General features: G+C 61.1%; 18 protein-coding genes. 3 read left to right on the plus strand and 15 right to left on the minus strand.

Going from position 1 to position 18,131, the window contains the following annotated elements; genetic code table 11:
• Positions 1–76: 76 nt before the first annotated feature.
• The 4 genes from KVQ74_RS27840 to minC all read right to left on the minus strand — a co-directional run bounded on the left by KVQ74_RS27840 (position 77) and on the right by minC (position 2,776).
• Positions 77–712 carry an RluA family pseudouridine synthase gene (locus KVQ74_RS27840; RefSeq protein ID WP_027613350.1) on the minus strand — a complete coding sequence of 212 codons (636 nt, stop codon included), beginning with the start codon at positions 710–712 and terminating at the stop codon, positions 77–79.
• 90 nt (positions 713–802) lie between these two features.
• On the minus strand, positions 803–1,057 hold the full coding sequence (gene minE, locus KVQ74_RS27845) for a cell division topological specificity factor MinE (protein WP_007960071.1): 255 nt from the start codon (positions 1,055–1,057) through the stop codon (positions 803–805).
• Positions 1,057–1,869 carry a septum site-determining protein MinD gene (gene minD, locus KVQ74_RS27850; protein WP_217834584.1) on the minus strand — a complete coding sequence of 271 codons (813 nt, stop codon included), beginning with the start codon at positions 1,867–1,869 and terminating at the stop codon, positions 1,057–1,059. Before minD ends, minE begins: the two co-directional genes overlap by 1 nt.
• A gap of 169 nt (positions 1,870–2,038) precedes the next feature.
• Positions 2,039–2,776: a septum site-determining protein MinC gene (minC, locus tag KVQ74_RS27855; protein WP_217834585.1), complete on the minus strand. Its 738-nt coding sequence runs from the start codon at positions 2,774–2,776 to the stop codon at positions 2,039–2,041.
• A gap of 117 nt (positions 2,777–2,893) precedes the next feature.
• Here minC and KVQ74_RS27860 point away from each other — a divergent pair, with 117 nt between their 5' ends.
• Both KVQ74_RS27860 and KVQ74_RS27865 read left to right on the plus strand, forming a co-directional pair.
• Complete coding sequence (locus KVQ74_RS27860) at positions 2,894–3,826, plus strand: lipid A biosynthesis lauroyl acyltransferase (RefSeq protein ID WP_217834586.1); 933 nt, start codon at positions 2,894–2,896, stop codon at positions 3,824–3,826.
• A gap of 35 nt (positions 3,827–3,861) precedes the next feature.
• Positions 3,862–5,034: a patatin-like phospholipase family protein gene (locus KVQ74_RS27865; protein WP_217834587.1), complete on the plus strand. Its 1,173-nt coding sequence runs from the start codon at positions 3,862–3,864 to the stop codon at positions 5,032–5,034.
• Between the two features lie 78 nt (positions 5,035–5,112).
• On the opposite strand, the gene KVQ74_RS27870 is transcribed toward KVQ74_RS27865, so the two are convergent.
• The 8 genes from KVQ74_RS27870 to puuE all read right to left on the minus strand — a co-directional run bounded on the left by KVQ74_RS27870 (position 5,113) and on the right by puuE (position 13,186).
• Positions 5,113–5,898 carry an outer membrane protein OmpK gene (locus KVQ74_RS27870; protein ID WP_217834588.1) on the minus strand — a complete coding sequence of 262 codons (786 nt, stop codon included), beginning with the start codon at positions 5,896–5,898 and terminating at the stop codon, positions 5,113–5,115.
• Positions 5,899–6,273: 375 nt separating this feature from the next.
• Positions 6,274–7,059: an outer membrane protein OmpK gene (locus tag KVQ74_RS27875; RefSeq protein ID WP_217834589.1), complete on the minus strand. Its 786-nt coding sequence runs from the start codon at positions 7,057–7,059 to the stop codon at positions 6,274–6,276.
• An 86-nt stretch (positions 7,060–7,145) separates the two neighbouring features.
• Positions 7,146–8,504 carry a nucleobase:cation symporter-2 family protein gene (locus tag KVQ74_RS27880; protein ID WP_217834590.1) on the minus strand — a complete coding sequence of 453 codons (1,359 nt, stop codon included), beginning with the start codon at positions 8,502–8,504 and terminating at the stop codon, positions 7,146–7,148.
• Between the two features lie 169 nt (positions 8,505–8,673).
• Complete coding sequence (locus KVQ74_RS27885) at positions 8,674–9,987, minus strand: urate hydroxylase PuuD (protein ID WP_217834591.1); 1,314 nt, start codon at positions 9,985–9,987, stop codon at positions 8,674–8,676.
• A gap of 51 nt (positions 9,988–10,038) precedes the next feature.
• Positions 10,039–10,542, minus strand: a complete 504-nt coding sequence (locus KVQ74_RS27890) for an ureidoglycolate lyase (protein WP_217834592.1) — start codon at positions 10,540–10,542, stop codon at positions 10,039–10,041.
• A gap of 121 nt (positions 10,543–10,663) precedes the next feature.
• On the minus strand, positions 10,664–11,659 hold the full coding sequence (gene alc / locus KVQ74_RS27895; protein ID WP_007960036.1) for an allantoicase: 996 nt from the start codon (positions 11,657–11,659) through the stop codon (positions 10,664–10,666).
• An 88-nt stretch (positions 11,660–11,747) separates the two neighbouring features.
• On the minus strand, positions 11,748–12,263 hold the full coding sequence (gene uraD / locus KVQ74_RS27900; protein WP_217834593.1) for a 2-oxo-4-hydroxy-4-carboxy-5-ureidoimidazoline decarboxylase: 516 nt from the start codon (positions 12,261–12,263) through the stop codon (positions 11,748–11,750).
• Positions 12,260–13,186 carry an allantoinase PuuE gene (puuE, locus tag KVQ74_RS27905; RefSeq protein ID WP_217834594.1) on the minus strand — a complete coding sequence of 309 codons (927 nt, stop codon included), beginning with the start codon at positions 13,184–13,186 and terminating at the stop codon, positions 12,260–12,262. Before puuE ends, uraD begins: the two co-directional genes overlap by 4 nt.
• A gap of 429 nt (positions 13,187–13,615) precedes the next feature.
• Between puuE and uraH the strand changes: the two genes are divergently transcribed.
• Entirely contained in the window at positions 13,616–13,969 is a 354-nt protein-coding gene (uraH, locus tag KVQ74_RS27910) for a hydroxyisourate hydrolase (RefSeq protein WP_217834595.1), read from the plus strand.
• 105 nt (positions 13,970–14,074) lie between these two features.
• Here the strand turns inward: uraH and KVQ74_RS27915 are convergent, their stop codons facing one another.
• The 3 genes from KVQ74_RS27915 to KVQ74_RS27925 form a co-directional block, all read right to left on the minus strand.
• Entirely contained in the window at positions 14,075–15,478 is a 1,404-nt protein-coding gene (locus KVQ74_RS27915; protein WP_217834596.1) for a hypothetical protein, read from the minus strand.
• Between the two features lie 371 nt (positions 15,479–15,849).
• Entirely contained in the window at positions 15,850–16,479 is a 630-nt protein-coding gene (locus KVQ74_RS27920; protein ID WP_217834597.1) for a LysE family translocator, read from the minus strand.
• A gap of 88 nt (positions 16,480–16,567) precedes the next feature.
• Positions 16,568–17,917 carry an NCS2 family permease gene (locus KVQ74_RS27925; RefSeq protein WP_217834598.1) on the minus strand — a complete coding sequence of 450 codons (1,350 nt, stop codon included), beginning with the start codon at positions 17,915–17,917 and terminating at the stop codon, positions 16,568–16,570.
• Positions 17,918–18,131: the final 214 nt, after the last annotated feature.

Below are 18,131 nucleotides of genomic sequence, written 5' to 3' on the forward strand. Positions count from 1 at the left end.
CGGCCAGGGAATTGAATCTGAACCCCGAACCTTGTGGGAGCACGCTCGCTCCCACCTGTTTAATCCGGATTGAATGTCAGAACGGCGCCGGGCACTCGAAACGCAGGCGTTCGCCCGTTTGCGGATGGGTGAAGCTGAGCATGCTGGCGTGCAGGCACAGACGCGGCCACGCCGCCAGGGCCTGTTCGTGGGCATAGAGCCCGTCGCCGAGCAGCGGATGCCCGATGGACAGCATGTGTACGCGCAACTGGTGCGAGCGGCCGGTGATCGGCGTCAGCTCGACGCGACACCAGTCGCCACAGCGCTCCAGCACGCGCCAGAAAGTCAGGGCGTGTTTGCCGAATTCGTGGTCAACCACATGCCGGGGTTTGGTCGGCGGGTCGTAGCGCAGGGGCAGGTCGATGCTGCCGCTGTCCAGTTCCGGCTGGCCCCAGCACAGGGCGGTGTAGGCCTTTTCGGTTTCGCGGTCGTGAAACTGCCGCGACAGTTCGCGGTGTGTGTCGGCGTCGCGCGCCAGGAGGATGATGCCGGAGGTTTCCCAGTCCAGGCGATGGACGATTCGCGCTTCCGGGTAGCCGTTTTCCTGCAAACGGGTGATCAGGCAGTCCTTGTTGTCATCAGCCCGGCCGGGCACCGAGAGCAGCAGGGTCGGTTTGTCCACCACCAGTACGGCGGCGTCCTGATGGATGATGCGGATGTTGGACAACGGCATTAAAACAGCCTCGTAACAAATGCCAACGGCGGCTCAGGGCACTTCCGGTATCGGAAGGCCCTGAGCCGCCGTCGTTCCTGCCGGATCGACTCAGCGATCAGGCAGGGTGATGTTGAGTTCCAGAATCGAGCAGCTGCCCTGGCTTTCCAGCGCCACATGCACGTCGTCGTTGCCGATGTTGACGTACTTGCGGATCACTTCCACCAGTTCCTTTTGCAGGGACGGCAGGTAGTCAGGGGTGCTGCGTTGGCCGCGTTCGTGCGCCACGATGATCTGTAGACGCTCTTTCGCTACCGAGGCGGTACTTGGCTTTTTGTTGGCACGAAAGAAGTCAAAAAGGTTCATTACCTACCTCCAAACAGACGCTCGAAGAATCCCTTCTTCTCGACGCTCAGGAACCGGTGTTCTTTTTCCTTGCCCAGCAGGCGATCAACGGTATCGCTGTAGGCCTGGCCGGCGTCGCTCTGGTCATCGAGGATGACCGGTACGCCCTGGTTGGAGGCCTTGAGGACGGCCTGGGATTCCGGGATGACGCCCAGCAGTCGAACGGCGAGGATTTCCTTGACGTCTTCGACGCCGAGCATTTCGCCTTTCTCGACACGCTCCGGGTGGTAGCGGGTGATCAGCAGGTGTTCCTGGATCGGCTCTTCGCCTTTTTCGGCGCGGCGGGACTTGCTCGCCAGCAGACCGAGCATACGGTCGGAGTCACGTACCGAGGACACTTCCGGGTTGGTCACGACGATCGCTTCGTCAGCGAAGTACATCGCCAGGTGGGCGCCTTTCTCGATACCCGCCGGGGAGTCGCAAACCACGAATTCGAATTGGTCCTTGAGTTCCATCAGGACTTTTTCCACGCCTTCCTGGGTCAGCGCGTCTTTGTCGCGGGTCTGGCTTGCGGCCAGCACGTAGAGGTTTTCCAGGCGCTTGTCTTTGATCAGGGCCTGTTGCAGGTTGGCTTCGCCGTTGACCACGTTGACGAAGTCATACACCACGCGGCGCTCGCAACCCATGATCAGGTCGAGGTTACGCAAGCCCACGTCGAAGTCGACAATGACAGTTTTGTGGCCGCGCAGCGCGAGACCTGTACCGATAGCGGCGCTGGTGGTGGTCTTACCCACACCACCCTTGCCGGATGTAACCACGAGAATCTTGGCCAAGGTGTTTCACCCCTAAGGAAAAAGGACCGTTGAGTCCCTGAAAAACATCTCTTGAAAACTACTGCAGTCGGACAGCCTTGGCTGGAATCTGGCTTTTGGCCTTTTTCCTACGTCGTTTGAGCCGTTTTCGCTACGTTTTAGAGATGCTTGGAAAATGCGGCAGTATCCGTTAAAGCCGAATGATGTTCAACACGTCGCCCGACAGGCTGACTTGTACGCCCGAGCCCCACATCGGATCACGACGCAAGTCCTCGGAAACCTTGTAGTGGCCTGCGATGGAGATCAGTTCAGCGCTCAATTGCTGACAGAAAATCCGTGCCTTGGTGTCGCCCTTGACGCCCGCCAGGGCGCGACCGCGCATCGGGCCGTATACATGGATGTTGCCATCGGCGAGAAGTTCCGCCCCCGGGCTGACCGAGGAAACCACCACCAGATCGCCACCCTGGGCATATATCTGTTGGCCACCACGTACTGGCGTGGTGATGACGCGGGTCGGTTTGACGGTCGGCTCGGGCGGCTTTTCCGGCTTCTTCACCGGCGCCGGTTCCGGGGCTTCCAGCGGCCGCTCACGGGCGCCGGAGGGCGGCAGCACCGGGATGTCGATGGCGATGGCGGCGGCGATGTCTTCGATGCGGCTGGCGCGGATCGCCAGGGTGCGCAGGCCGTGCTGGCGGCAGACACGCATCAGCCCCGGCAGATCGACGGCGCCTTCGCTCGGCGGCAGTTTGTCCAGAGCCAGGACCAACGGCGCATTGCTGAAGAAGTTCGGTGCCTGGGCGACTTTGGCGGCCAGTTGCCGATCGAGGCTGTCGAGGTCGTTGCGCGACAGCTCCAGCACCGTAATGGCAAGCATGCTGCCCTTCAGCTGGAACACGGGATCTTGGTCTAGCGGTTCGGTTTGGCTCATGTCTGGCTACAACGGCTTGTCACTAAAAGTGCCGAGACTTATAACGAGAACGCCCGCCAGCCGCAAGCCGGGTCGAACGATGTAGAATGCGCGGCCACTGTATTTACGGAAGCTTTAATGGATCGCCCGCGTTTTCGAAGAGCATTTCTTTCTCCACGCTTCTGGCCGCTCTGGTGCGGCCTGGGGCTGTTGTGGCTGATCGTGCAGCTGCCGTATCCGGCATTGCTGGCCATCGGTCGTTTTCTCGGTGCCTTGATGTATCGCCTGGCCGGCGATCGGCGGCGCATCGCCAAGCGCAATCTGGAGCTGTGTTTCCCGGAGAAATCCGCCGCCGAGCGCAAGCGCCTGCTCAAGGAAAACTTCGCGTCCACCGGCATCGCCTTCTTTGAAATGGCGATGAGCTGGTGGTGGTCACGCCAGCGCCTGGCGAAACTCGCCCACGTCGAAGGGCTGGAGCATCTGCAAAAAGCCCAGCGCGAAGGCAAGGGCGTGATTCTGATGGCGGTGCATTTCACCACTTTGGAAGTCGGTGCGGCGCTGCTCGGTCAGCAACACACCATCGACGGCATGTACCGCGAGCACAAGAATCCGTTGTTCGATTTCGTCCAGCGTCAGGGGCGCGAGCGGCATAACCTCGATTCGCTGGCGGTGGAGCGTGACGACGTGCGCGGCATGCTCAAACTGCTGCGCAACGGCCGGGCGATCTGGTACGCGCCGGATCAGGACTACGGCGCCAAGCAGAGTATTTTCGTGCCGCTGTTCGGCATTCAGGCGGCGACCGTCACGGCCACCACCAAGTTTGCGCGGCTGGGCAAGGCGCTGGTGGTGCCGTTTACCCAGGAACGCCTGGCCGACGGCAGCGGTTACCGTTTGGTGATCCATCCGCCGCTGGAGGATTTCCCCGGCGAAACCGAAGAGGCCGATTGCATCCGCATCAACCAGTGGGTCGAAAGCGTGTTGCGCGAATGCCCCGAGCAATACCTGTGGGCGCACCGGCGCTTCAAGAGCCGTCCGCCCGGCGAGCCGAAGCTGTACGCCAAACGCGGTTGACTGACCCTTTCCCATAAGCACCACGGAGCGTTGCGATGAGCCCAGCTGAACCGGTTACAGGTTTGATTCTTTCCGGCGGCGGGGCTCGGGCGGCGTATCAGGTGGGGGTGCTGGCGGCGATTGCCGAATTGCTGCCATTGGGCGCGGACAATCCGTTTCCGGTGATCGTCGGCACCTCGGCCGGGGCGATCAACGCGGTCAGCCTGGCCAGCGGCGCCACCGACTTTCGTGCCGCCATCGAACGCCTGACGCACTTCTGGCAGGGCTTTCGCAGCCATCGCGTGCTGCGCAGTGACTGGCCGGGGGTGATCCGTCAGGCCAGCCGCTTTGTCAGCCACAGCCTGCTCGGTCTGGGCCGGCACATGCCGGTGGCGCTGCTCAACAGCTCGCCATTGCGTGAGTTGCTCAATGAAAAGCTGCACATGCCGGGGATTGCCGAATCCATCGCGCGCAAGCAATTGCATGCGGTGGCGGTGACCGCGTTCGGCTACGAGTCCGGTCAGGCCGTGACGTTCTATCAGGGCGGCGGCAGCATCGATGCCTGGCTGCGTCATCGGCGCATCGGCGTGCCGACGGATCTGTCGGTGGAGCATCTGCTCGCCAGTTCGGCGATCCCGTTGCTGTTCGCGCCGGTGAAGATCGGTGAGGAGTACTTTGGCGATGGCGCGGTGCGGCAGTCGGCGCCGATCAGTCCGGCGCTGCACCTGGGCGCCAGTCGGGTGCTGGTGGTGGGTGTCAGCGGCAACCCGCGCGGGGTCGATCCGCAGCAGCCGCTGGAGCGCGCCTACACCGGGCAGCAGCCGACCCTGGCGCAGATCGGCGGGCACATGCTCAACAGCACCTTCATTGACAGCCTGGAAAGCGACATCGAACTGCTTCAGCGTTTGAACCAGTTCAGCCGCCTGATGCCCGATGGGACGCCGGTACGCGCCATGGGCGTGGCACCGGTGGACGTGCTGGTGATTTCTCCGAGTCAGCCGATCGACGAGATCGCGGCGCGTCATCGTCAGGAACTGCCGGCGGCGTTGCGCCTGTTCTTGCGCGGGCCGGGGGCGACCAAGACCAGCGGGGCAGGGGTGTTGAGCTATCTGCTGTTCGAGGCGGGGTATTGCAGCGAACTGATCGACCTGGGACGGCGCGATGCATTGGCCAAGCGCGAGGAGCTGCGCCGGTTTCTCGGGTTGCCCGAGCCTTTGGATGCCGTCTGAGGTCGGCGGCGCGGCCATTCGCGGGCAGGCCCGCTCCCACGGGCTCATGAGGGCGGGCCTGCTTGCGACGCTGCTACATCAGAAGTGGAACTTCACCAGGAAGCTGGTCACGTTCTGATTGGTGGTGAAGGCACGGGAGTCTTCGATCGCGTACTTGTCTTTCCAGTAGTCGTACTCGACACCGACGTACAACTGCTTCTCGCCGAAATTCAGCGCCTTGCCCAGGTCATATTTGATCTGCGGGTTGAAGTGCAGGTTGGCGTGGTAGGTGCCTTTGTTGTTGGTGTCGTTGTCGACCACCCAGTCCATGAAGCCGTCGATCAGGATGTTCGAGTCGCCGACCGGGATGGTGTAGGACCAGACCGGGGTGATCTGCCAGACGTTGTCACCCGGGCGCGAGCCTTCGGTGTGACGCTGGTAGAAGTTCAACTGGAAGTAGTCGAAGCCCGGGATCGCCAGGTCGAAGCCTGGACCGATCAGGTACGACTCGACGTCGCCTTCACCGAATTCGTACGTCATCGCCAGCAGCACGTCCTTGACCGGGCCGAACTCGATCTTCTGGTCGAGGATCTTGCCCAGCGACAGGCGCGGGCTGAACTCGCCGTAGTAGGTGTTGTTGCCGACACCGGCATCAGGCTTGCCGTTGTAGAAGATCTTGTCGACGAACAGGAAGTTATCCCCGTATTTCCAGGCGTCGGCGTGTTCGAAGGTCACGGTTTGCTGAATGGCCGGGTTGACCTTGAAGTCCTTGCCGTAGAGATAGGTCAGGCTGTTGTTCTGCCACTGCAGCAGGCCTTCGGCCATGGCCTGGCCGCCACCCAACAAGGATCCGGCAAGCATCAGGCTGGTGCACATACGTTTCATTCGGTTGCTCCCAAAGTAGGTTCCACGTTTATTTTTTTAAGGTCGGCGCTCTGGTGTGGCGCCTTTTTTCGTAACTGCAAAAAGTCATCCGATCGGTCAGCTCTCGTGCGTTGTCTGCAAGCGCTGAGCCAAGGCTTTCGAAAAGCAAAAAAACGCCCGTCCGGCTGCTGAAAAAACAGTCGAATGAGCGTGTTTTCGGGATGCCTCGGTACTGACCGTGGCCGGGATAAGTTGGCCCGACGGTCAGGAATTAAATCCGGGCTTTTTTTTAGACCGAATTCAGAAGGCCGCGGAGAATACTGACTCAACGGCCAGGCCTCAAGTGCCCCGCAACAGAGCACCGACGACAGGTAAGGGGCGCGGTTGCGGGCCATCTCAGAAGTGCACCTTCACCAGCAGGCTGGCGGTGTTCTGATGGGTGTCGAAACTGTGGCTGCTTTCGACCCCGTATTTGTTTTTCCAGTAGCTGTATTCGGTGCCGACATACACCTGCTTTTCGCCCCAGCCCAGGGCTTTGCCCAAGTCGTATTTGATCTGTGGGTTGACGTGCAGGTTGGCGTGGTAGGTGCCGCGCGAGTTCTGGTCGTTGTCGACGACCCAGTCCACGTAGCCGTCGATCAGCAGGTCAGAATTGCCCACGGGAATGCTGTACGACCAGCCGGGGGTGATCTGCCACACACCGTCGCCGGGGCGCGGGCCTTCGGTCTGGCGGCGATAGAAGTTCAAGGTGAAGTAGTTGAAGCCCGGCACCTTCAGGTCGAAACCGGGACCGATCAGATAGGCCTCGCTGTCGCCTTCGCCGTATTCGTAGGTCATCGCCAGCAGCACGTCCTTGATCGGGCCGAACTCCAGGCGTTTGTCGAACATCTTGCCGAACGACAGACGCGGGCTGAACTCGCCGTAGAACGCATGCGGGCCTTTGTTACGGTCTTCCTGGCCGTTGTAGAAGATTTTGTCGACGAACAGGAAGTTGTCGCCGTACTTCCACTTGTCGGCGTGCTCGAACGTCACCGTCTGCTGGATCGACGGGTTGATCGCGAAGTTCTTGCCGTACAGGTAGCTCAGGCTGTTGGTCTGCCAGAGCAATAAATCACCGGCCATGGCTTGGGACGCGGCGAGCAGGCCACCGCTCAACAACACGTTGGTTTGAGTCCGGATCATCTGTTGCTCCCTCTTGTTTTTATTGTTTGAGGCAAAGCTGTCGCGAGGGGGCAGGCTTGGGCGAGCCCCCTTTTTTACTCTTCGGATCAGTGCGGGTGTGCGTGGCAGTCGTTGATCGCAGCGCGTTCGGCGCCACCGAGAATGTTGAACAACAGGTTCAACGTCAGCGCGCTGAGGGTCGCCATGGCGATGCCGCTGTGGGTGATCGGGCTCATCCACAACGGCAGGTGGGCGAAGAACTCCGGACGTACCACCGGGATCAGGCCCATGCCGATGCTCACCGCCACCAGCAATTGATTGCGACGGTCACCGATGTCGGCCTCTTGCAGGATCTTGATGCCGGTCGCGGCCACCATGCCGAACATCGCAATCGCCGCGCCACCGAGCACCGCCGGCGGAATCGACGCCACCAGGAACGCCGCTTTCGGCAACAGGCTCAGGACGATCAGCAGGCCACCGGCAACGATGGTCACCGAGCGGCAGCGCACGCCGGTCATCTGCACCAGGCCGATGTTCTGTGCGAAGGAGGAGTGGGTGAAGGTGTTGAAGAACCCGGCGAAAAACGACGCGCCGGCATCGCACAGCAGGCCGCGACGCAGCCGGCGCGGGCAGACTTCCTCGCCGGTGATCTTACCCAGCGCCAGGAACATCCCGGTGGACTCGACGAAAATGATCACCACCACCAGACACATCGACAGGATCGGCGCCAGTTCGAATTTCGGCATGCCGAAGTGCAGCGGCGTGACGAACTGAACCCATGGCGCGTTGGCCATGCCGCTCAGGTCGACCATGCCGATGGCGCCGCAGAGCACGTAGCCCAGGCACATGCCGATCAGCACGGAAATGTTGACCCAGAAACCGCGCATGAAGCGGTGGATCAGCAAAATGGTCGCCAGTACCAGTGCGGCGATGGCGAGGTAAATCGGCGAACCGAATTGGGTGGCGGCAGCGCCACCACCGGCCCAGTTCACGGCCACGGGGAACAGCGACAAGCCGATCGAGGTGATGACCGTGCCGGTCACCAGCGGCGGGAAGAAGCGCACGACCTTGGACATGAACGGCGCGATGAGCATGCCGAAGAACCCGGCGGCGATGGTCGCGCCGAAGATCCCTTGCAGGCCGATGCCCGGCATCCCGGCCATGGCGACCATGCTGCCGACAGCGGCAAAACTGGCGCCCATCATCACCGGCATGCGGATGCCCATCGGACCTATCCCCAAGGATTGCACGATGGTGGCGATGCCGGCGACCAGCAGGTCGGCGTTGATCAGGAAGGCGATTTCTTCACGACTCAGGCCAGCGGCCTGTCCGATGATCAGCGGCACCGCGATGGCACCGCCGTACATCAGCAGAACATGTTGCAAACCGACCAGGATCAGTTGCAAAAGGGGCAAACGCTGAATGGCGGGTGCGTCGGGGATGCGCGCTTTGGATAGCTCGGACATGCAACACCTCGGATCTTTTTTATTCTTGTGATTGAACAGCTGTTGGGTTGCTGGCAGCTGTTGCTTTGCATCAGGTAAACCGTGTTGCAGCTAATCGCAGGCAAGCCGACTCCCACAGGTCGTGTATCGACCTCTGTGGGAGCGGAGCTGCCCGCGACGCTTTTATGGCTTAGTTGGTCTGCGCTCCCTGGGCGATCCAGGCACCGATCAGGTCACGTTCCTGCTGGGTCATCTGAGTGATGTTGCCCAGTGGCATGATCTGCGTGGTGATGGCTTGCGCCTGGATTCGCGGGGCGTTCTGGCGGATCTGCTCGGGGGTGTCGAACATCACACCGGCCGGGGCCGCGCTGAACAGCGGGCTGGTCGGTTTCGCCGAGTGGCAGACCGCGCAACGCTCCTGGATCACGCTGTGCACCTTGTCGAAGCCGGGGCCGGCGTTGGACGCCTGAGCCGGTGCGGCCGCCGGTGCTGCGGGGGCTGCCGGTTGTGCGGCTTCAGCCGGTTTCGCACCACCACCCAGGGCCGTTTCCGGCAGCGGCTGGTACTCGATTTTCGCTGGAGCCTTGGCCACTTCAGGGGCGGTCGACATCGGCGCGGGGCCGGTGACGTAAGCCAGGCTGATCATGCCCACCGCTGCCACCGGCAGGGTCCAGGCAAACTTGTGGCTGTCATGACGGGTGTTGAAGTAGTGACGCACCAACACCGCCAGCACCGCGATCCCGGCCAGGATCAGCCAGTTGTACTGGCTGCCGTAAGTGCTCGGGAAGTGGTTGCTGATCATGATGAACAGCACCGGCAGGGTGAAGTAGTTGTTGTGACGCGAACGCAGCAGGCCCTTGGCCGGCAGCGCCGGGTCTGGCGTGCGGTTTTCGGCGATGGCCGCCACCAGTGCGCGCTGGGCGGGCATGATGATGCGGAACACGTTGCCGACCATGATGGTGCCGATGATCGCGCCGACGTGCAGGTACGCGCCACGGCCGCTGAACACTTTGCTGAAGCCGAACGCGGCAGCAATGATCAGCACGAACAGGATGAAGCCGAGCAGGGCGGGTTTCTTGCCCAGTGGCGAATCGCAGAGGAAGTCGTAGATGAACCAGCCGGCGATCAGCGAACCGATGCCGATGGCCACGCCCTCAGGGCCGGTCAGGCCGCTGCCGGGTGCCACGAGGTAGAGCACGGGGTTGGAGTAGAACACCACGCACAGCAGCGCGATCCCCGACATCCAGGTGAAGTAGGCTTCCCACTTGAACCAGTGCAGGTTCTCCGGCATTGCCGGCGGGGCCAGTTTGTATTTTTCCAGGTGATAGATACCGCCGCCGTGGATCGCCCACAGGTCACCGGCCAGGCCGGTTTTCGGGTTGACGCGGTTGAGGTTGTTCTCCAGCCAGACGAAGTAGAACGACGCGCCGATCCAGGCCACGCCAGTAATCATGTGAACCCAGCGCACGCTCAGGTTCAGCCATTCCAACAGATGTGCTTCCACAGTCTTTACCTCTCGCCTGTCACCCTTGTTGTCGGGTGATCAGACCTTCTCTTATTGGTGGGGGGCGAGGATCAAACGCTCATCCTCTTTGAAAAAATGCTCATCGCAGTTATTGCCTGTGCCACTGCGATCAACCACCAGGAAGTCATCCCGCTTTTCGATCGTCAGCACCGGGTGGTGCCAGACGCCGCGATGGTAATTGATGCCCTGCCTGCCGTTGGTGACGAAGGCGCGGACCAAGCCTGATACAGGTGCATCGCCAAGTGGCGCGACCACGATCAGAAAGGGGTTGCCGAGCAGCGGAATGAAAGCCTGGCTGCCCAGCGGATGGCGTTCCAGCATGCTGACGGTCAGCGGCATGTCCTGCGCGTCGGCGCGGAAGATGCTGATGATCGCGTTGTCCTCAGGCGTAGCGGTTTCGACCGTCGCCAGTTTGTGGAAGCGCATGGTCGAACCGTTGTTGATCATGAAGTGATCGCTGCCGTCGGTTTCGATTACGTCACCGAAAGGGGCGAAGGCTTCTTTGGTCAGCGGTTCAATCGTCAGTGTGCGCATGCTGTTCTTCTTTTCGTTGAGTTCGATGTTGTTGATTCTGGCGCCTTCGCGGGCAAGCCCGCTCCCACATTCGACTGCATTCCCATGTGGGGAGCGGGTTTGCCCGCCAAGGGCACGCCGCTTATTTAGCGACCTTGCCCAGCACGCGCAGGCGGCTCACGCCACCGTCCGGGAACACGTTGAGGCGGATGTGGGTGATCGGGCCGAGTGCCTTGATCTGCTCGACGAAGGTGTGTTCGGCGTGCATTTCCAGCTTCTGGCTCGGCAGCAGTTCGCGCCAGAACAGCGATTGGGTTTCGATCTGGCTGTCGGTGCCGCCCTTCACGAAAGCGCCCTGGATCGAGCAGGTGTCCGGGTAGTTGCCCTTGAAGTGCAGGGTGTCGACGATGATCTTCTCGATTTCGCCCGGATGACCCAAGGCGACGATCACCCAGTCATTGCCCGGCGTGCGACGACGCGCGGTTTCCCAGCCGTCGCCCATGTTGATGCCACGGCCCGGGTTGAGGATGTTGCTCATGCGGCCGAAGTGTTCGTCGGAGCAGGCGAGGGCGCGACCACCGTTGAGGGCGGCGGCCAGGTCAACCTGTTCGTTGTCGCCAACAGCGGACCAGTCACGGAACGGAATGCCGTACACGCGCAGACGGGCCACGCCGCCATCCGGGTAGATGTTGAAGCGCAGGTGGCTGAAGGCTTTGTCGTTGCTGATTTCGTGGTAGTGGTGGCTGTTGCCTTGCAGCTCGACGGCCGACAGCACTTCAGTCCACTGGGTATTTTCGTCCGGTTCGCCGGAGGCCAGGAAGCACGCTTCCAGGGAGGCCGAAGGCGGGAAGTTGCCGGTGAAGAATGAGGTGTCGATGTCCACGCCCTTGATCGAGCCCGGTACGCCCAGGCGGATCACCGCGCTGTCGTAGCCTTCGAAGCGTTTGCGGCGCGATTCCCAGCCGTCCATCCACTTGCCGTTGTCATCGAACACGCCCTCTTTCCAGACGGCCGGGGTCGGTTGGAACAGACGATTGGCGTCTGCGAACCAGTCATCGGTGACCGAGATGATTTTGGTGCCCAGGCGGGCGTCGGCCAGGTTGACGAACTTCTCGAAAGGTACGGCGTAAGCTTTCATTCTTCTTGTCTGCCTTTAAATAGTTGGCTGGGGATGCTTGCAAGACCCTGGGTATTCTCCGCGTTTGACGTACTCGGGTCAGGCTTGCTTAAAGAGTCAGTAAACGGAACAGGGCAATCTTGTTGATCTGCGCCAGCGCGCATTTGAATTCGGTTTCCACCGAGTTGTGAATGCGCGTTTCGAACGCCGCGAGGATCTGATGCCGGTTGCTGCCTTTTACCGCCATGATGAAGGGAAACTTGAACTTGGCTTTATAGGCGTCGTTCAGCTCGGTGAAGCGCTGGAACTCTTCGGCCGTGCATTGGTGAATACCGGCGCCAGCCTGTTCATTGGTGCTGGCTTCGGTCAACTGGCCCTGGACGGCGGCTTTGCCGGCCAGGTCCGGGTGAGCGTTGATCAGCGCCAGTTGACTGGCGTGATCGGCGCTCAACAGGATGTCGCTCATGCGCTGGTGCAGGGTTTCGATCTCGTCGATCGACGCGTCCTGGCCCAGGTCGAAGGCCTTTTCGGCCACCCATGGCGAATGTTCGTAGATGTCGGCAAAGGCTTTGACGAAGGCGTCGCGGCTCAGGGTCGACGGTGTCAGGGTTTGAAAGGTGCTCATTTGGCAGCCCCTTGGTACGGGTGGGTTTCGTGCCAGTGGCGCGCGATGTCGACGCGACGGCTGAACCACACCTGTTCATGACTTTTAGCGTATTCGATAAAGCGCTTGAGCGAAGCCAGGCGTGCCGGACGGCCAACCAGGCGGCAGTGCAGGCCGATCGAGAGCATTTTCGGCGCTTCGGCACCTTCGGCGTAGAGCACGTCGAACGCGTCTTTCAGGTATTCAAAGAAGTCGTCGCCCTTGTTGAAACCCTGCACCTGGGTGAAGCGCATGTCGTTGGTGTCGAGGGTGTAGGGAATCACCAGATGCGGCTTGCCGGTCGGGTTGTTCGGCTCCCAGTAGGGCAGGTCGTCGTCGTAGGTGTCGCAGTCGTAGAGGAAGCCGCCTTCTTCCATCACCAGTCGGCGGGTGTTCGGGCCGGTGCGGCCGGTGTACCAGCCCAGAGGACGTTCGCCGGTGATTTCGGTGAGGATGCGGATCGCTTCGAGCATGTGCTCGCGTTCCTGGGCTTCATCCATGTATTGATAGTCGATCCAGCGATAGCCGTGGCTGCAGATTTCGTGGCCGGCGTCGACCATCGCGCGGATCACGTCCGGGTGGCGCTGGGCGGCCATGGCGACGGCGAAGATGGTCAGCGGGATGTCGAATTCCTTGAACAGTTTCAGAATCCGCCAGACGCCGGCGCGGCTGCCATACTCGTAGAGCGATTCCATGCTCATGTTGCGCGCGCCTTGCAGCGGCTGGGCGGCGACCATTTCCGAAAGGAAGGCTTCCGACTCTTTGTCGCCGTGCAGGATGTTGCGTTCGCCACCTTCTTCGTAATTGAGCACGAAGGACAGGGCAATCCGGGCATTGCCCGGCCAGTGTGGATGAGGAGGGTTACTGCCGTAACCGATCAGGTCGCGTGGGTAGTCAGCGCTCACTGCAGTCTTCCTTCTTATTCGTTGACAGTTTGTGTGGCGCCCTGAGGTGAGGTGGCAGGCTGGCGTCACAGCGATGGGCTGATTGTATACAACTTTATTCGCACTTTGTAAGCCTGAATTTTCGCATTTTTCACCGGCTGTCATCTTTTCCTGTTAATCGCGTAAGCCTGCAAGAAATCTGCCTGAGCGGTCAGCTAATGGATTAAGGGTTCAATGAATGCATGGTTCGGCGGCAGATCAGCGGGAAATCGACGGATGACGGGGATGGCGGGAAAAATGTCGTTTTTATTGTGTACAATTTTTTTGAAAAGTGTCTTAATCAGTCGCTCGCCGCAGCTTTTCGTGCTCCGAAACGGTGCGGTCTCCTTTTTAACTGACTTCGGGAGGCGCGAGGTCTGACTGCTCCACGCAGGCAGGCGCGCAGAATCAATGGGACGTTTGACAACACACGTTTTGGACGCTGCACACGGTTGCCCGGGCAGCTCGATCAAGGTCGAGCTGTACCGCGTCGAGGGTTCGCACCTGGAATTGGTCGCCAGTGCGCTCACCAACAGCGATGGCCGGGTCGATGCGCCGCTGCTGCAAGGCGAGGACTACCGGACCGGGGTCTATCAGGTCCAGTTCCACGCCGGCGATTACTACCGCGCCCGTGGCGTGCAGTTGCCGGAGCCGGCATTTCTGGACGTGGTCGTGCTGCGTTTCGGCATTTCCGCCGAGCAGGATCACTACCACGTACCCCTGCTGATCTCGCCTTACAGCTATTCCACCTACCGGGGCAGCTGACCCCCAAGCAGCAGCCCCCACCGGGAAGCGACTGCGCATATAGCTTCTTTGGTCTTTCGCCCGCCCACACTGCGGGCTTTTTTTCGTCCGCAGATCGGTAAAACGTCAAAACCTGGGGACGTTGTCGCGGATGATCACGAACGTATCGGGTTCGGTGGCGAGGGTTTGCGGGCCGCCCCGAAGCCAGATGACCTTGCCGGCAGCGTGGGCACTTTCAACCGCCTCGGCGGCCTGAAGCCCCACCTGGTCGCTGAGGCTGTAGCGCGAGCTTCTCGGGTCGTGTCTCGGCTCGAAGCGGATCTTGTTGCCTTTGATTCGCCGCAGGCTGAGGAAAAACAGGACGTCATGTTCCGGCCGCCTGAACACCACGGCGGCGAAGCGTTTGCCGGGGACCGGGTGAAAAACCCGATAGCCATGGCGCGTCAGCAGGGCCGAGGTGAAACGCTTCATTTCCAGGGCGGTATGGCTGGCCATGAACTCACGCCACTCTCGTGGAAACAGCGCCGGGTCGAAATCCAGACGGCGCAGGGCGCCCTCGCTGCCCGGCACGGGCAAATCGATCAGGCGGTGACCTTCGCTGCTGGCCGGTTCCAGGGAACGCAGCATCAGCAGCGGATCGACCAGTTCCGGACGCGGGTTACGGGTGCCGTTTCTCCAGTCGTTGAAGGCCTGGCGCAGCAGCGTCAAGCCGGTTCCGGTGGCTTGATCTTCACCGTTGGCGAGGATGAATTGCTGGCGGGCAACATGCTGCCGCGTGTCGTATGACAGATCGGGAAAGTAACGGGCGAGCGTATCGGCCAGCCCTGCTTCGAACGGCAGCGACGGATCGATCTGCCAGTGATTGGCAGGAGGCACCCGAATCGCGCCGCGCGGTTGTTGCAGCATGTCGGTGCGCAGAACCCGCTCGAACAACGCGAAATCGTAGATCAGGTGCGTGGGGTTCTTGATGTAGACAATCGGATGATCCGGCGCGGGGCCTCGGGGGAGGGTCTTGTAGCGAACGCCTTCGATGTTCAGGTCGCCGGTTGACGCGTGCTGCGGCAGGAGGTTCCAGCTGTTCCAGGGATCGCGTAACGAGTTTAGGGGATTGCGCTCGTGTTTCCCGTCATCCGTGATATGCCGGCGCTTTGGCGGTGGCGGCCGGGGATCGTCGTCGACCATAGGGTGGCGACTGACCAGCAGCTGCGAATCTTGCGGACTGTGTTGGCCGGGAGCAACCTGCCGCCACTGCAGGGTGCCCTCCACCCGTCGAAGCGGTGGACCGGAAGGCGTGAGTTCATTGGGTGACCTGGCGCGATAATGTTGCTGCGCGTCCTTGCCGATCAGGACAGTGCCGCCGTCGACCAGGTCGACATAGGTATGCGCGCCCGATGAACGCAGACCGGTCGGCAGGTCGGGTTGGGGCAGCCTGTCCGCCAGTCTGGGCGCGAGAAAGTAATGGCCGATCGGTTGTTCGGCGGCGGAATGGCTGAGGTGCGTATCAGCGGGAAGGTCAATGATTTCGATCATTGGTGGCGGCGATTCGAGGGGCGGTGTGCCTTGACCCGAGGAGGTGTCGGAAGCCTCGTCTCCGCTCACGCGGGCAATGTAGACACGCTGAGTGGCAGGTGTTTCAGGCGTGGTATCGCGAACCGTCGGGACGCCTTCTGCTGACGGCCTTGTAACGTTCGGGCGGGTGGGTTTTTTCGGACTCATGGATCGTCTGGCTCACTGAATACGGGCTACATAAAGCTCGATCTTCGTTAAGCCGGCATGCTGGCGTGCGGTACATATATATACCGGGGCGTGCGTTTTGATGCGGGGTGTGTCCGGAAATGCAATCGCCGCCACTTTCCTTGATTGGAAAGGGCGGCGATGTCAGCTCGAAATAAAATCGAATATCAATGGCTGCTCAGCAATGAGGCGGCCCCCGCGCCGCCGAACAACCCGGCGCTGATCCGGTTGAACCAGCTCTGACCCTTGCCGCTGCGCAGATAGCGCGCCGCGCCGTGGGCGCCGAGGCCGTAAGTGACTTTGCACAGCAGATCGAGCAGCGTCCAGGTCGCGATCATCACCAGTAGCTGCGGCAGGAACGGCTGTTCAGCGCTGAGAAACTGCGGCAGGAACGCGGCGAAAAACAGAATGTCCTTCGGGTTGCTGGCACCCAGCACAAACGCACGGCCGAACAATGCACGGAAGCGCGGCGTCGGTGCGGCCTGCGGCACTTCGGCAGCGACCGAAGGCTGGCGCGATTGCTGCCAGCTCTGCCAGGCGAGATAGAACAGATAGAGGGCGCCGACGATTTTCAGGGCGCTGAACAGTTTTTCCGACGCCAGCAGCAAAGCGCCAAGCCCCAGCGCCGAAGCGCTGAGCAGGCAGATCGAGGCGATCACACCACCCAGAAACGCCGGGTACGAGCGACGCAGGCCGTAGTTCAGGCTGTTGCTGATCATCAGCAACGACAGCGGTCCCGGAATAAGGATCACCACCAGTGCCGCGCCGCTGAACAGCAGCCAGGTTTCCAGACTCATCACTTTGCTCCTTTTGTTGTTATTCACGAATGTGCAAAAGCCCCACCCGTGAGGGTGAGGCTGGTTTGAAGCGCGTACCGCGTGCCGCTTACAAGAAGATGAACTTGGCGATGAAGATCGCGCAGAGCACCCACAGGCTGACGGAAATTTCCTTGTACTTGCCGGTGCCGGCCTTCAGCGCCACGTAGGTGATGAAGCCCAGCGCGATGCCGTCGGCGACCGAGAAGGTCAGCGGCATCATGATCGCAGTGACGATTGCCGGAATGCTGTCGGTGGCTTCGTCCCATTCGATGTGCGCCATGCCGCCCATCATCAGCATCGCTACGTAAATCAGTGCACCCGCGGTGGCATAGGCGGGAATCATGCCGGCCAGCGGGGCAAAAAACATCGCGGCTATAAATAGCACACCCACGGTCACGGCGGTAAGACCAGTCCGACCACCAGCGGCTACGCCAGCGGCACTTTCCACGTAACTGGTCACCGGCGGCACACCGACCACCGCGCCGAATACGCTGGAGGCGCTGTCGGCTTTCATTGCGCGGGAGAGGTTTTCGATCCGCCCGTCAGCCCCCACCAGATTGGCGCGCTGGGCGACGCCCATCAGGGTGCCGGCGGTGTCGAACATGTGGACGAAGAGGAACGCGAGCACCACGCTGATCATGCTGACGTTGAACACGCCGGCGACGTTCATGGCCATCCAGGTCGGTGCCAGGCTCGGCGGGGCCGACATGATTCCTTCGTAATGCACCAGGCCCAGACCCCAGCCCGCGAGGGTCACGGTGATGATGCTGATAAGAATGGCGCCGAAGACTTTGTGGTAGCTGAGGATCGCGATCATCAGGAAGCACACGGCGGCGAGCAGCGGGCCGGGTTCGCGCAGGGAGCCGAGTTTGATCAGGGTCGCCGGGCTGTCGACGACGATGCCGGCGGTTTTCAGGCCGATCAGCCCGAGAAACAGACCGACACCCGCGCCCATGGCGAAGCGCAGGCTGACCGGGATGCTGTTGAGCAGCCATTCGCGGATCCGCGAGAAGGTCAGGATCATGAACAACACACCGGACACGAACACCGCACCGAGGGCGGTTTCCCAGTTGTAGCCCATGGTGCCGACCACGGTGTAGGTGAAGAACGCGTTGAGGCCCATGCCCGGCGCCAGGCCCACGGGCCAGTTGGCGTACAGGCCCATCAACAGGCAGCCCAGCGCGGCGGCGATGCAGGTGGCGACGAACGCGGCGCCGTGGTCGATCCCGGCATCGGCCATGATGTTCGGGTTGACGAAGATGATGTAAGCCATGGTGATGAAGGTTGTCAGACCGGCAATCAGCTCGGTCTTCACCGTGGTGCCATGCAAGCTGAGTTTGAAGATGCGCTCAAGCAGACCATTGCGTAACGGCGGCGAGAGTTCCAGCGTCGATGCTTCGGATTTGCGGCTTTCCACAGCGAGTACTCCTCAAGAGTTTTATTGTTATTTCCAGGGCCGGACCCATTGAGGGGTGGCAGCGGCCCTTTGAGGCTTACGCGAATTTGTTGACCGATAGGTCAGGAACTCGCACGCAGTGGATTATGCTTTTGTGTACAAAGAAAGCAAATATTGTTTTTGATTTTGTCGACGAATGTTTTGGTGATAGGGGTATATGGGGGTGTGAGGGGGG

It is taken from the genome of Pseudomonas botevensis, from assembly GCF_019145475.1.
In the GTDB taxonomy this organism is placed as follows: Bacteria; Pseudomonadota; Gammaproteobacteria; order Pseudomonadales; family Pseudomonadaceae; genus Aquipseudomonas; species Aquipseudomonas botevensis.

Excerpts from the sequence above, each read along its gene's own strand:
- KVQ74_RS27880 (WP_217834590.1), bottom strand. The coding sequence starts at position 8,504 with ATGTCCGAGCTATCCAAAGCGCGCATCCCCGACGCACCCGCCATTCAG.
- KVQ74_RS27890 (WP_217834592.1), bottom strand. The coding sequence starts at position 10,542 with ATGCGCACACTGACGATTGAACCGCTGACCAAAGAAGCCTTCGCCCCT.
- uraD (WP_217834593.1), bottom strand. The coding sequence starts at position 12,263 with ATGAGCACCTTTCAAACCCTGACACCGTCGACCCTGAGCCGCGACGCC.
- uraH (WP_217834595.1), top strand. The coding sequence starts at position 13,616 with ATGGGACGTTTGACAACACACGTTTTGGACGCTGCACACGGTTGCCCG.
- KVQ74_RS27865 (WP_217834587.1), top strand. The coding sequence starts at position 3,862 with ATGAGCCCAGCTGAACCGGTTACAGGTTTGATTCTTTCCGGCGGCGGG.
- KVQ74_RS27860 (WP_217834586.1), top strand. The coding sequence starts at position 2,894 with ATGGATCGCCCGCGTTTTCGAAGAGCATTTCTTTCTCCACGCTTCTGG.
- KVQ74_RS27840 (WP_027613350.1), bottom strand. The coding sequence starts at position 712 with ATGCCGTTGTCCAACATCCGCATCATCCATCAGGACGCCGCCGTACTG.
- minE (WP_007960071.1), bottom strand. The coding sequence starts at position 1,057 with ATGAACCTTTTTGACTTCTTTCGTGCCAACAAAAAGCCAAGTACCGCC.
- KVQ74_RS27875 (WP_217834589.1), bottom strand. The coding sequence starts at position 7,059 with ATGATCCGGACTCAAACCAACGTGTTGTTGAGCGGTGGCCTGCTCGCC.
- KVQ74_RS27920 (WP_217834597.1), bottom strand. The coding sequence starts at position 16,479 with ATGAGTCTGGAAACCTGGCTGCTGTTCAGCGGCGCGGCACTGGTGGTG.
- minC (WP_217834585.1), bottom strand. The coding sequence starts at position 2,776 with ATGAGCCAAACCGAACCGCTAGACCAAGATCCCGTGTTCCAGCTGAAG.
- KVQ74_RS27870 (WP_217834588.1), bottom strand. The coding sequence starts at position 5,898 with ATGAAACGTATGTGCACCAGCCTGATGCTTGCCGGATCCTTGTTGGGT.
- alc (WP_007960036.1), bottom strand. The coding sequence starts at position 11,659 with ATGAAAGCTTACGCCGTACCTTTCGAGAAGTTCGTCAACCTGGCCGAC.
- KVQ74_RS27915 (WP_217834596.1), bottom strand. The coding sequence starts at position 15,478 with ATGATCGAAATCATTGACCTTCCCGCTGATACGCACCTCAGCCATTCC.